We start from the raw sequence: 11,835 nt of genomic DNA, 5'->3' as shown, positions 1-11,835 counted from the left end.
TCGGGGCCCGCGTCCCCGAAGCCGGTGATGTCGGCGTAGACGACCCGCGGGTTCCAGCCCGAGACCTCCTCGTAGCCGAGGTGCAGTTTCTCGCGTGTGCCGTGCGGGAAGTTGGTGATCACCACGTCGGCCCACTCGACGAGTCGCTTGAGGACTTCGACAGCCGCCGGTGACTTCAGGTCGATCACCATGCCGCGCTTGTTGCGGTTGGCGAGGTGCCAGCCGTAGTTGGCCCGGGCCTGAGGACTGGGTGGCACGGAACTCAGCCGCCGTTGGGGATCGCCCGCCCCCGGCGGCTCGATCTTGATGACGTCCGCTCCGAAGTCGGAGAGCACGGTGGCCGCTGCCGGTCCCGCGATGAACGAGGACGCGTCGAGGACCTTCAGCCCGGTGAAGACGGATTCGGTGGTCATCATCATCACTTCACGAAGGCGCTGAGGCCGCCGGTGACGGCACGTCCGACGATAAGGGTCTGGATCTCCCGCGTGCCCTCGTACGAGTACAGGGCCTCGGCGTCGGCCACGAAGCGGCCGACCTTGTAGTCGAGGACGATGCCGTTGCCGGCCAGCAGCTCCCGGGCCCATCCGACGTTCTCGCGCATCCGCACGGTGCAGTAGGCCTTCGCCAGGGCCGACTGTTCGTCCCTGAAGATCCCGGCATCCTGCAACTGGGCCAGGCGTGTCACCATCCCGCACGAGGCCGTGGCGTTGCCGAGCATCTTCACCAGCAGATCCTGCACGAGCTGGAAGCCTCCGATCGGGCGCCCGAACTGCTCGCGCTCCTTCGAGTACTGCAGGGCGATCTCGTAGGCGCCGAACATGACCCCCACCGCCTGCCACGCCACACCGCTGCGCGTCTGGCGCAGGATGTTGGCGGTGTCCTTGAAGGTGTTCGCGTTCTGCAGCCGGTTGGCCTCCGGAACGCGGCATCCTTCGAGCACGATGTCGGCGTTCTGCACGATGCGCAGCGCCATCTTGTTCTCGATCTTCGTCGCGGTGAACCCGGGGGTGTCCTTCTCCACCACGAAGCCCAGTACGTGCTGTGTCTCGACGTCACGGGCCCAGACGACCACCAGGTCGGCGAACGTCGCGTTTCCGATCCAGCGCTTGGCTCCGTCGAGGATCCACTCGTCGCCGTCCCTGCGCGCGGTGGTCCGCAGGCCGCCCGCCACATCGGAACCGCCGTGCGGTTCGGTCAGGGCGAAGGCGCCGATCTTCTCGAAGCGGCTCATCGACGGCAGCCAACGCCTCTTCTGTTCGTCGGAGCCGCAGGCGAGGATGGTGCCCATGGCCAGACCCGTGTGCACGCCGCAGAACGTCGCCAAGGAGGCGTCGGCATGCGCGAACTCGAGTGCGAGGAAGCCTGAGAAGAGGTTGCTCGGCCTGGGTTCCGTGGAGTCCGGGTCGGCCCAGTCCGCCAGCCCGAGACTCCCGAATCCCTCGACCAGCTGGAAGGGGAACTCGGCCCGGGCCCAGTAGTCGTCGACGATCGGTGCGACCTGTGTGCGGAGGAACTCACGGATGGACTCGATCTTCTCCCGCTCACTGTTCGTGAGCAGGTCCTCGAAAGAGTAGAAATCGGCGGGCAGCCGTCCTTTGTCCAGGTGGGGACCTGACGGTGTCGGCAATTGCGAGGTGCCGCTCATGGCAATCTCCCTCAAGCGCTGTGGGACATGGCTCGGAGATCCGAGCCCGTCAGTGCTCTGGGCGCGCCTGGCGTTTCGGTTCTCCGGCGCGATCTAACGCGGATCCCCGACCGATCCCCCGGACCCGCGCCGCGCGGGGGTGCCGTTCCCGCCGCAGACCACTCCAGTGGCCCGTCGTCAGCTGGTGCGAGGTCCCGTACGAGAGCCACGGCCGGGTATCGAAGCGCCGGCCTGCCGTCGGCGGCAAGCGCTCCCTATGACCCGCGATGCCCGGTGCCCTCTGGGCGAGCCCGCCTGTCGGGGTTGTCGCCGATCTGAGCGTCTGCGACATGCGGTGCTGACATGTGATGCATCGACATGCCTTCGTTCCGCACTGGAATTTGAGCACCGGCGGACGTGCATCCGCCATCGCTGAGCTTGAGTTGGGCCTCTGTCATGGATCGGTGAACAGAGTCGCCTCCGCGACCTACATCGGCCGGTAATTCGACGACCCGAGTCAGTGTGGCAACGCGACCGGAGGCAGTGACTCCTTCGCTGTCATCGAGAGCGACAACCTGCCGATCGGCCCGCACCAGGACGGCCAGTTGATCAGCCGGGTGGACGACTTCTCCGGCAGCGAGTCGGCCGGGCTCGACTTCAGGACGGCCCATCTGTACGACCCGAACAATCAGGGGATGAGTGTGGACGTCACCACCGACGGCGATACCACCTGACGGACGGCCTGACGACGCGGCCGTCGGTGACGGCTTCCACACCCTGTTCCTCGCCGGCCCGGACCGGCACACGCTGCGCGTGAGCGCTCCAGCCGGGGGCGCCCGTCGAGGCCGGGCCGCCGCGCGCCGGACGGCGAAACAGCCCACGTGTCGGTCATCGCCGCCAGGGTTACGCTGGTTCCCAGGAGGGTGGGACGTCGGAAGCGGATCTCGTCAGACACCTTCTGCGGTCGGAGGAAGCACGATGGGCGACAGGGAGATTCGCGCGGCGCTGGACCGGCACTGGGCGGCGTCCGCGGCCGGGGACCAGGACACCGAGCACGAGATCTACCACGACGACGTCGTCACCGATTACCCCCAGTCGGGTGAGCGCATCCACGGTCGCCGCAACCTCCAGGCGTTGCGCTCACACCATCCGGCCAAGCTCACGTTCACCATCCGCCGGATTCTCGGCGGCGGGGATCTCTGGATCACCGAATACGCGATCGACTATGACGGGAAACCGGCGTCCACCATCAGCATCATGGAATTCCGCGACGGCAAGGTCGTCCACGAGACGCAGTACTTCGCGGATCCGTTCGCTCCACCCGCCTGGCGAGACCAGTGGGTGGAGTCGATGCCTCACCTCTGACACCCGCTGCCGAGCCACTCGCGTCCCGATCCCGGTGGACCTCATCCAGGACCGGGGCGGGCGGGATGCCGGCTCATGACAGGCCGTCGGCTTGCCTCGTCCGAAACCTCGCCTCAGCGACTGGGCGTCGATCTAAGGGGTCGCGGCTGAGCGCAGGGTCCACAGATGGTCCGCGGTGCCGTTGTCGGAGTACTGGACGACGTTGGCACTGTCGCTCGTGGACATACCGGCGACGCCGAGCAGCAGACCACTGTTCCTGTTGACGATCTTGTACTGGCCGCCGCCGGCGTCGACCAGCCGCCACAGGTGATCGCTGGTGCCGTTGTCGTGGTACTGCTGAATCTGGGCGCTCAGCGCGGTGGAGGCGCCCTGTACGGCGAGAAGCAGGCCGCTGTTGACATTGACGATCTTGTACCAGCCGCTGCCGGCTTCCACGAGCTTCCACAGGTGGTCCGGAGTGCCGGTGTCCGCGTACTGCTGCACGTCGGCACTGTCGGAAAGCGAGGCGTGGTCGACGGCGAGGAGTTTGCCGCTGTTGACGTTGGCGATCTGGAACACCGGCGAGGCCCAGACCTGGAATTCCGACAGCCCCCACCCGGTGCCGCCACCGGCGTTGGGAGCCACGACGCGCAGCCGGCTGGTCGTCAGGGCCGGGAAGGTGATCTCGTTCTCGGCGTTCGCGGTGGGAGCGGCGGGAGAGCGGGTCTGGCCGGGCACGGTGGCCCAGGCCGTGCCGGTCCAGTACTGCAGGTCGTACGTGGACGGGGTGCGCACGCCGCCGCCGTCGTCGTAGAAGTACAGCCGCACGTCACCGGTCTTCTGGTCGCGGCCGAAGTCGACACCGTAGGAGTCGCTGGGGTGGCCGGTGGCGTACGAGGTCCAGCGGCTGTTCTCGGGGATCCCCTGCCGGTAGACGATGCCGTCGACGGCATTCCAGACGTTGTCGTAGCTGGAGGTGTAGGAGGCGAACGGCTGCGGACCTGAGGCGAAGCGCTGCCCGTTGGCGGCTATGTCCGCGGTCGCGTCCGCGCTCGGCCGGGCGTTCGGCGCACCGACGTTCACCGTGACAGCGCCGAGTTCCGTCCTGGCGGCGACCTGGCTGCCGTCGACGTAGACGTGCAGACCGGCTCCCTGGCCGTAGCGGCTTCCGGTGCGGTCCCACAGTACGGTCACGTTGTGCCCGTGGTACGGGGTGTTCTCCAGCGCGAAGTAGTCCCAGCCGGCCGGTGCGAGCGGTTTGACGACCAGGGTGTCGTCGCTCTGTCCCCGCAGGCCGATGAGTCCGGAGATGACGTTGTCGTTGAAGGTGGAGTGGTTGTAGTCCTCGCTGTGGTTGTTCCCGTCGTACAGCCAGTTGTCGCTGTCCGGGTCATGGGCCTCGGCGACGTAGGGGACTCCACCCCGGTACTGGGTGGCGGCATAGGTGTGCAGCAGTTGGACGTAGTCGCCGCTGGAGAACACCGACTGGGCCGGGTAGTCCTCCAGCAGGTTCGCCGCCGCTGTCAGCGTCTGGGACGTCGCGAACGGCCAGGAGGGGCCGTCCCAGCGGCAGCAACCGCCGGCCTGGTACATGAACCAGGGGCTGCGCCGTTCCACGGTCGTCGGCCCGTAGCGGGCGGCGAAGCCGTTGGAGTCCTTGAGCTGGGCGAACGCTCCGGCGTTCGCGGCCGGTGCCATGTCGAACATCCAGGGCAGATAGCCCATCAGCTCGCGGCTGCCGGTCTTGCCCAGGGAGGGGTTGTTGTCCCGGGCCACACCGTAGTAGAACTGCCGCCCCGCGTCCCACAGGTGCGCCTGCACCGCGCTCTGCAGAGCGGCGGCGCGGGCTTGGAAGCCGTTTGCCGTGCCGGTGTCGCCCGCCAGCGCGGCGATCGCGGCGATCGCCCGCGCGTCTCCGTACTGGTAGGCGTTGATGGTCGGCCGGTAGCCATGGCCCCCGTGATAGGGATCGGAGGACTCGTACGACGAGGCGGAGTACTCCGTCGCGTCCCACACCGGCGCTTGCCAGTACAGGCCCAGAGCCTGGTTGAAATGGTTGCCCCAGCCGTCGTACTGCTTGACGAGCGATGCCAGCTGGGACTTGGCGAAACTCCGGTCCCCGGTGGCCAGCATCTGCTGCCACACCGCGTCGGCCGCCCAGAAGCTGTATTCGTGGGCCCAGTCCGAGGTGTCCGCGTTCACACCGTCGTTCTGCGGCTTGGGGAACTGCCCCGGGCCACCGAGCCAGTAGTCGACGACGTCCTTGGCGTACGTCTGGTCGCGCAGCCACCGCCCCTCGGTGATCTGGTGTCCTGCCGCGGCCGAGATCCCCCCGTACGGAGCGCCGTATCCGACGGGTTGGAGGAACTCGCTCGACAGCCAGCCGTACTCCGGCCCGGTGTAGACCAGATGTTCCTTGTAGGTCTGCCAGCGGTAGTAGTACACGTCCCGGATCTGCTGGTCGGGCACGTCCAGGAAGGGGATGTTGGCCTTGTACCAGGCCGGGTCCTGAACGCCCTTCAACAACGCGTCGTGATCGAGGAACGACGTGCCCGCAGGAGCGGGGGAAGCGGCCCAGGCGGCCACTCCGGCCGCGGCGGGCGACGCGCCCGGCCCGCCGAGAAGACTGCTGAGCACCGCCACGGCGGCGGCCGCGCCCCACCATCTGCCCAACCTCACCATGGCGTTCCCCTCCGAGCCTCAACGGTGGCCTGACACGGTTCACTCACCCACGTCGCGCGACGGCCGCCCGCCACGGAGAGCAGTCGCTGGTTTCTTCCGAACTCCCCTTACAACGTTGTAAATGGACGACCGTGTGAACATGACAACATAGGCCAACCAGGGGTGTCCAGAGGCCGCGAACAAGGCCCTCCACATCCGCGCACGCCGACCGGTGGACGCTCACGCGGCCATGCGGATGACTCGCATGGTCATACGGTCGAGGAGAGTTGCTGCTCAGCCCAGATGGTCTTGCCCCGGTCCCGTGCTGCCGACTTCCGATCCGTCCATGACCTTCCGCCGTTCTGGGCTCCCTCGGCTCGGTCGGTGCCTCCAGCCGCGCGCAGCGGGAGCTGCTTCGCGCGGCTTGGGCCGGGAGCGTGCGGACAGATGCCCTGCGCGGGTGGACAGGCGCCCTGCGCGGGTAGACGGGTCGAGGGCCTCGGCCGGACCCGCGACACCGCAGACACTGCAGCACTTAGTTGACACATAAACTAAATGCCTTACGATTGACACGGCGAGCAAGCACCGAACCGACCCGCTTCACGCACAGAAGGCGCGGCCGCTCGCCCGATTCACGGCGGCGCGGGGCAGGGCCGCGTCACCACGCATCCTCACCCTCTTGATTGACACATCAAGCATGTATGATGGAAATATACTTGACACGTCAATTACTTACTTCTGGATGGTCAGCCCCTTGTGGGCCGCCGGAGGAGGAGATCATGACGCCGCTGACCTTCGAAATCGGCCTCGACTCGTTCGGAGAGGTCGCCACGGACGACGGCCGGACGCTGAGCGACGCCGAGACCGTCCGCCTGCTCCTCGACGAGGCGAGACTCGCCGAAGCATCTGGGGTGGACGTCTTCAGCATCGGTGAGCACTACCGCCCCGGGCACGTCGACAGTGCCACGCCAGTACTGCTCTCCGCCATGGCCGCCGCCACGGAGCGCATCCGCCTCGGAACCTCGGTGACCGTTCTGAGCACCAATGATCCCGTGCGGCTCTACCACGACTTCGCGACTCTGGACGCCGTGTCGAACGGCCGGGCCCAGATCGTGCTCGGGCGCGCCTCGGCCACGGAGTCCTTCCCTCTCTTCGGCTACGAACTCGCCGACTACGAGGAACTGTTCGAGGAGAAGCTCGAACTCTTCATGCGCCTGCAACGGGAGGAGTCGGTGACGTGGTCCGGCGCGTTCCGGGGACCGCTCGTCGAACAGCGGCCGCGTCCCCGGATGCGCCCGGAAGGCATCCCCACGTGGATCGGAGTGGGTGGCAGCCCGCGCTCCGTGCTCCGTGCCGCCCAATACGGCCTGCCCCTGATGCTGGCCGTCATCGGCGGCCGTCCGCAGCGCTTCGTCGGCCACGTCGACCTCTTCCACCGGGCGCTGCGGCAGGCCGGGCACGATCCGCAACCGATCGGGCAGCACTCGCTGGGCCTCATCGCCGACACCGACGAGGAGGCGACCGAGACCTGGTGGGAGTACTGGAAGCCGGTGGTGGCCCAAGCGGCCGAGGAGCGAGGGTTCTACAAGCCGACTCGCGAACGGTACGCGGCCGAGATCGACCACGGCGCGCTCTTCGTCGGCTCACCGGAAACCGTCGCCCGCAAGATCGCGAGAACGGCCCGCGACCTGCGGCTGAGCCGCTTCGACCTCAAGTACGACATCATGCGCCTGCCGCGCCAGGCCCGTTCCCGCACGATCGAATTGCTGGGCCGCGAAGTCGCGCCGCTGGTAAGGGAACTGCTCACCAAGGAGTCCACCCATGTCTGAACTCACTTTCGGCCTCGACACGTTCGGCGACGTACCCGCGGACGACTCCGGTGCGATGGTCTCCCACGCGAGGGCGATCCGGCAGGTTCTCGACGAAGCCGTGCTCGCCGACGACTTGGGCGTCGACGTCATCGCGCTGGGCGAACACCACCGGCCGGAATACTCGATCTCGTCCCCGGAGACCGTGCTCGCCGGCATCGCCACACGCACCACACGCATCCGGCTCTCCTCCGGCGTGACGGTGCTGAGTTCCGACGACCCCGTCCGGGTGTTCCAGCGCTTCGCGACCGTCGACGCCCTCTCCGGCGGCAGGGCCGAGGTGATCCTCGGCCGCGGCTCCTTCACGGAGTCGTTCCCCTTGTTCGGATACGACCTCGCCGACTACGACACGCTGTTCGAGGAGAAGATCGAGCTGTTCTCGAGGCTGCTGGAGGAGAAGCCCGTCACGTGGAAGGGCACCGTGCGGGCTCCTCTGGAGGACGCCGAGGTCTTTCCCCCCACCGAGTCCGGACACCTGAGTACCTGGGTCGGTGTCGGCGGCTCACCCCAATCGGTCATCCGCACCGCCCATTACGGACTTCCCCTCATGCTCGCCATCATCGGCGGTTCTCCCGGGCGCTTCGCGGCCTACATCGACCTCTACCGACGCGCGGCCGACCAGTTCGGCACCACCGCGCATCCGGTGGGTATGCACTCCCCCGGCTTCATCGCCGACACCGACGAAGAGGCCCGAGAGGTGCACTGGCCGAGCTACCGGGTCATTCGCGACCGCATCGGCGCCCTGCGAGGCTGGCCGCCGCTGCGCCGGGAGGAGTACGACGCGGAGATCGAGCACGGCTCCCTGTACATCGGCTCACCCGAGACGGTCGCCCGCAAGATCGCCGGCGCCGTCGGCCAACTCGGTGTCGGCAGGTTCGACCTCATCTACACCGCGGGCGCGCAGCCGATCAGTGCCCGTCTGCGGGCGGTCGAGCTGTACGGCACGAAGGTCATTCCCATGGTCCGCGACATTCTCGCCGGCTGACTCACGGAAAAGCGAAACGCGGAAACGCAGAAACGCAGAAATACGGAAACGCGGAAAAGGAGACGGCATGAACATCGAGGGCGTCCGCACCGTCGGCATCCTGGGGGCCGGCAAGGTGGGAACCGTACTGGCGCGGCTGGCCGTCGCGGCAGGCTTTCGCGTACTGATCGCCGGGTCGGGAGCGGCCGAAAAGATCGCGCTCACTATCGAGGTGCTCGCCCCCGGTGCCCTCGCGGTCACCGCGGCCGAGGTGGCGGCCCAGGCGGACGTCGTGATTCTGGCACTCCCCCTGGGCAAGCACCGCGGCGTTCCGGTGGACGCGCTGCGGGGCAAGCTGGTCGTCGACGCGATGAACTACTGGTGGGAGGTCGACGGCCTGCGCCAGGACTTCACCGACCCCCGTACCTCCACCAGCGAGATCGTCCAGGACTTCCTGCCGGACTCCCGTGTGGTCAAGGCCTTCAACCACATGGGCTACCACGACCTCGAGGACGAGGCCCGGCCCCTCGGCACGTCCGGCCGCAAGGCGATCGCCCTCGCGGGGAAGGACCCTGCCGACCGGGCCACGACCGCCCGCCTCGTGAGCGCCCTCGGCTTCGATCCCGTCGACGTCGGACCGCTTGCCGAAGGCGTGCGCCTCGAACCGGGGACCGAGCCTTTCGGCGCCAACGTCAGCGCGGACGAGCTGCGCGCCATGATCGCCCGCTTCCCCTCCTCGGAACGCGGCGTGACGGTCGCCAGAACCCGCGCCGCTGCCACGCTCCCACCCGCCGACGTGGCGTAGAGACCGATTTCTTCCGGGGTCCCCGGGCCCGCGCCCCGGCACCCGTACACGGGGAGACCACTTGTTCTCCCGGCAGCACCGTGCCCCCAACCCCCGTCAGCACGCCGAGCCGGGGTACGGGCCGCAGCCGGTCGTCCCGCAGTTGGTCGGCCGGCTGGACTGCTGCCGCCGACTCCCTGTGACCTGGCCGGAGATGCCGGCGCGAGTGGCCCTCTGGGTGGGCCGGGCGACTGGTTGACCCCGTGGTCGAGCCGGAGACGCGGGCGAAGACGCGGAGGGCCGACTTCTGCGCGACGACGACCTGAGCAACCTCCGCAGCGCCCTTTGGTCTCTGATCGCCACGAGATCAGCCGACGATTCGAACTGTCTTGACAATTATTTTTGTCGGTCGCATCCTGGAGCGGTACTGGACCGTGCCGTGATCGAAGCCCGCACACCGCAGGGCGGCCCGCCGACATCGAAGGAAACCAGCATGCGCACCCTGATCAGCTCCGCCTTCGTCTCGCTCGACGGCGTCATGGAGGGCCCTGGCGGCGAACCCGGCTACCGCAACTCCGGATGGACGTTCAAGGACGTCGAGTTCGTCCCCGAGGCGTTCGCCGTCAAAGGGCGGGAGCAGGAGGAATCCACCGCGGTCCTGATGGGACGGGCCAGCTACGAGGCGTTCAGCCCGGTGTGGCCGGACATGGCCGAGTTCGCCCGGTACAAGACCATGCCGAAGTACGTCGTCTCCACCACCCTCACCGAGGACCGGCTCGTCTCGAACTGGGGCGAGACCACCGTCCTGCGCACTCTCGACGACGTCGCCGCCCTCAAGGAGACCGAGGGCGGTCCGATCATCGTCCACGGCAGTGTCGCGCTGAACCACAGCCTCGCGGACGCCGGCCTGATCGACCGCTACCACCTGCTGGTCTTCCCGCTGCTGCTCGGCGCGGGCAAGCGTCTGTTCCCCGCGACCGACCAGGACACCCGGAAGCTGAAACTGGTCGAGCACGCCGTATACGCCAACGGCCTCCAGATGAACGTCCTCGACGTGGTGCGCTGACCAAGCCTCGGCACCCGTCCTGGTGGCCCTCGCACCGACCGGCAGCTCGCCGGCCCGTCCGATCGTCCGCCGGTGGGCCCGTAGACCCGTAAGCCTCACCAGGACACACACCCTGCCGCGGCACCCCGAGCCCCGTGGGCCGGGGCGGTGCCCGGATATCATCCACCGATGTCGACGATCTCCGTCACGACCTGCCCGCCCTCTTGGCCGGCGACTACCTCACCGACTTCGGCCTCGACCACATCCATGACCAACTGACGGCAGTGACCGCCCTGGCGGAACGACTCGACACGCCCCACAGCATCACGGACACCGTCTGTCGTCTCCACGGGGAGGCACTCGCGCGCTACGGACCCGCGGACGGCGAACTGCTCGGGGTGGCCCTGCTGGAAGAGCGGGCCGGGATCCTCCTGCGCCATCCGGCTGCGCCCGTCGCCGACAGCAGCACCGGCGCGGCCGAAAGGCCTACCGGACACCACCCGTGAGCCTGCCTCAGCCGCGCCGGAGGAGCGGGGGGACGGACGGTACCTCGACGGCGTTCGCGATGTCGTCGACGGTCATCCTGAAACCGTCGGGATAGACGTCACGCTCGGTGCGGCGGGCGGGCTCGCTGGTACGCCAGCAGTAGAGGCACTGCCGGCACTGCAGCACGAGCCACACCCCGGGGACGGGAGAGGTGAAGAGCTGTTCGACGGTCTCGTGGGCGCAACGCGGGCAGATGGTGCCATCCATGCCAGTGGTTCCTTTTCTCTTGTGGAGGACGGGAGTTCAGCGCTTGTCGGCGGTTGCCGGCACTCGTCGGCGTTCCTCGGCGAGTTGCCGGAGCTTGGTGAGCCATGCGCCCATTTCGGGCAGGTCTTGGACCGGGTTGCCGTAGTTGCCGCGGTGATCGGGCCTGACGGGAGTGGTGGCGTCGATGATGAGCTTGTCGACGATGCCGGGTGTGTCCGCCTGTGGACCCAGCTCCATCACGGACAGGTTCGGAATCGTGATCAGGTCGCCGGCGGGGTTCATCTTGGTCGACAGGGCCCACATCACCTGCGGAAGGTTGAACGGGTCGACGTCCTCGTCCACCACGATCACGGTGGCCGCGTATCCCATTCCGTGCGGGGTGGTCAGGACGCGCATCCCGACCGCCTTGGCGAAGCCCCCGTACCTCTTCCTGGTGGAGACGATGACGACCAGGCCGTGCGTGTACGTGGCGTTGACCGCCTGGACCTCGGGGAAGTCCTTGGTGAGCTGCTCGTACAGCGGGGCACAGGTGTTGGCGGCCATCAGGTAGTCGATCTCGGTCCACGGCATGCCCAGGTAGAGATGTTCGAAAACCGGGTCGCTGCGGTAGGAGATCTTGTCGATCCGGATCACCGGCATGCTGCGACCGCCCGAGTAGTGGCCGGTGAACTCGCCGAAGGGTCCTTCCACCTCCCGCTTGCGACCTTCGATCACGCCTTCGATCACGACCTCGCTGCCCCACGGCACCGGCAGCCCGGTCAGGGGCGCCGGCGCGATCGGCGCCGGCGCGCC

General features: G+C 67.8%; 12 protein-coding genes. 7 read left to right on the top strand and 5 right to left on the bottom strand.

Annotation, left to right across the window (positions count from 1 at the left end):
* Window positions 1–413, bottom strand: a 413-nt coding sequence (locus ABZV34_RS34665; RefSeq protein WP_356285745.1) for a CoA transferase, incomplete at its 3' end; no start/stop codon positions are given.
* A gap of 5 nt (window positions 414–418) precedes the next feature.
* Window positions 419–1,645: an acyl-CoA dehydrogenase family protein gene (locus ABZV34_RS34660; RefSeq protein ID WP_356285742.1), complete on the bottom strand. Its 1,227-nt coding sequence runs from the start codon at window positions 1,643–1,645 to the stop codon at window positions 419–421.
* A gap of 584 nt (window positions 1,646–2,229) precedes the next feature.
* On the opposite strand from ABZV34_RS34660, the gene ABZV34_RS34655 reads away from it, so the two are divergent.
* On the top strand, window positions 2,230–2,358 hold the full coding sequence (locus ABZV34_RS34655) for a hypothetical protein (protein WP_356285739.1): 129 nt from the start codon (window positions 2,230–2,232) through the stop codon (window positions 2,356–2,358).
* A 244-nt stretch (window positions 2,359–2,602) separates the two neighbouring features.
* A complete protein-coding gene (locus ABZV34_RS34650; protein ID WP_356285737.1) occupies window positions 2,603–2,989 on the top strand; it encodes a nuclear transport factor 2 family protein in 387 nt (128 codons plus the stop codon).
* Between the two features lie 132 nt (window positions 2,990–3,121).
* On the opposite strand, the gene ABZV34_RS34645 is transcribed toward ABZV34_RS34650, so the two are convergent.
* Window positions 3,122–5,650 carry an RICIN domain-containing protein gene (locus tag ABZV34_RS34645; protein WP_356285734.1) on the bottom strand — a complete coding sequence of 843 codons (2,529 nt, stop codon included), beginning with the start codon at window positions 5,648–5,650 and terminating at the stop codon, window positions 3,122–3,124.
* 758 nt (window positions 5,651–6,408) lie between these two features.
* Here ABZV34_RS34645 and ABZV34_RS34640 point away from each other — a divergent pair.
* The 5 genes from ABZV34_RS34640 to ABZV34_RS34620 all read left to right on the top strand — a co-directional run bounded on the left by ABZV34_RS34640 (window position 6,409) and on the right by ABZV34_RS34620 (window position 10,796).
* Window positions 6,409–7,458 carry an LLM class flavin-dependent oxidoreductase gene (locus ABZV34_RS34640; RefSeq protein WP_356285731.1) on the top strand — a complete coding sequence of 350 codons (1,050 nt, stop codon included), beginning with the start codon at window positions 6,409–6,411 and terminating at the stop codon, window positions 7,456–7,458.
* Window positions 7,451–8,482 (top strand): LLM class flavin-dependent oxidoreductase, encoded by a 1,032-nt coding sequence (locus ABZV34_RS34635; RefSeq protein WP_356285728.1) that lies wholly within the window; start codon window positions 7,451–7,453, stop codon window positions 8,480–8,482. The genes ABZV34_RS34640 and ABZV34_RS34635 overlap by 8 nt, the downstream gene beginning before the upstream one ends.
* Window positions 8,409–9,266 (top strand): NADPH-dependent F420 reductase, encoded by an 858-nt coding sequence (locus ABZV34_RS34630; RefSeq protein ID WP_356285725.1) that lies wholly within the window; start codon window positions 8,409–8,411, stop codon window positions 9,264–9,266. The genes ABZV34_RS34635 and ABZV34_RS34630 overlap by 74 nt, the downstream gene beginning before the upstream one ends.
* A 472-nt stretch (window positions 9,267–9,738) precedes the next feature.
* Window positions 9,739–10,311, top strand: coding sequence for a dihydrofolate reductase family protein (locus ABZV34_RS34625; RefSeq protein ID WP_356285722.1), 573 nt, complete (start codon window positions 9,739–9,741; stop codon window positions 10,309–10,311).
* Window positions 10,312–10,445: 134 nt separating this feature from the next.
* Window positions 10,446–10,796, top strand: coding sequence for a hypothetical protein (locus tag ABZV34_RS34620; RefSeq protein ID WP_356285720.1), 351 nt, complete (start codon window positions 10,446–10,448; stop codon window positions 10,794–10,796).
* A gap of 7 nt (window positions 10,797–10,803) precedes the next feature.
* Here the strand turns inward: ABZV34_RS34620 and ABZV34_RS34615 are convergent, their stop codons facing one another.
* Both ABZV34_RS34615 and ABZV34_RS34610 read right to left on the bottom strand, forming a co-directional pair.
* Window positions 10,804–11,043: a non-oxidative hydroxyarylic acid decarboxylases subunit D gene (locus ABZV34_RS34615; protein ID WP_356285717.1), complete on the bottom strand. Its 240-nt coding sequence runs from the start codon at window positions 11,041–11,043 to the stop codon at window positions 10,804–10,806.
* Between the two features lie 36 nt (window positions 11,044–11,079).
* A partial coding sequence (locus ABZV34_RS34610; protein WP_356285714.1) for a UbiD family decarboxylase domain-containing protein occupies window positions 11,080–11,835 on the bottom strand: 756 nt, incomplete at its 5' end.

Origin of the sequence: Streptomyces sp. NPDC005195, from assembly GCF_040608315.1 — a bacterium.
GTDB classification, from domain to species: Bacteria; Actinomycetota; Actinomycetes; order Streptomycetales; family Streptomycetaceae; genus Streptomyces; species Streptomyces kaempferi.
This window is presented reverse-complemented; position numbering and strand designations above follow the sequence as displayed.

Excerpts from the sequence above, each read along its gene's own strand:
- ABZV34_RS34650 (WP_356285737.1), top strand. The coding sequence starts at position 2,603 with ATGGGCGACAGGGAGATTCGCGCGGCGCTGGACCGGCACTGGGCGGCG.
- ABZV34_RS34635 (WP_356285728.1), top strand. The coding sequence starts at position 7,451 with ATGTCTGAACTCACTTTCGGCCTCGACACGTTCGGCGACGTACCCGCG.
- ABZV34_RS34625 (WP_356285722.1), top strand. The coding sequence starts at position 9,739 with ATGCGCACCCTGATCAGCTCCGCCTTCGTCTCGCTCGACGGCGTCATG.
- ABZV34_RS34660 (WP_356285742.1), bottom strand. The coding sequence starts at position 1,645 with ATGAGCGGCACCTCGCAATTGCCGACACCGTCAGGTCCCCACCTGGAC.
- ABZV34_RS34645 (WP_356285734.1), bottom strand. The coding sequence starts at position 5,650 with ATGGTGAGGTTGGGCAGATGGTGGGGCGCGGCCGCCGCCGTGGCGGTG.
- ABZV34_RS34640 (WP_356285731.1), top strand. The coding sequence starts at position 6,409 with ATGACGCCGCTGACCTTCGAAATCGGCCTCGACTCGTTCGGAGAGGTC.
- ABZV34_RS34615 (WP_356285717.1), bottom strand. The coding sequence starts at position 11,043 with ATGGATGGCACCATCTGCCCGCGTTGCGCCCACGAGACCGTCGAACAG.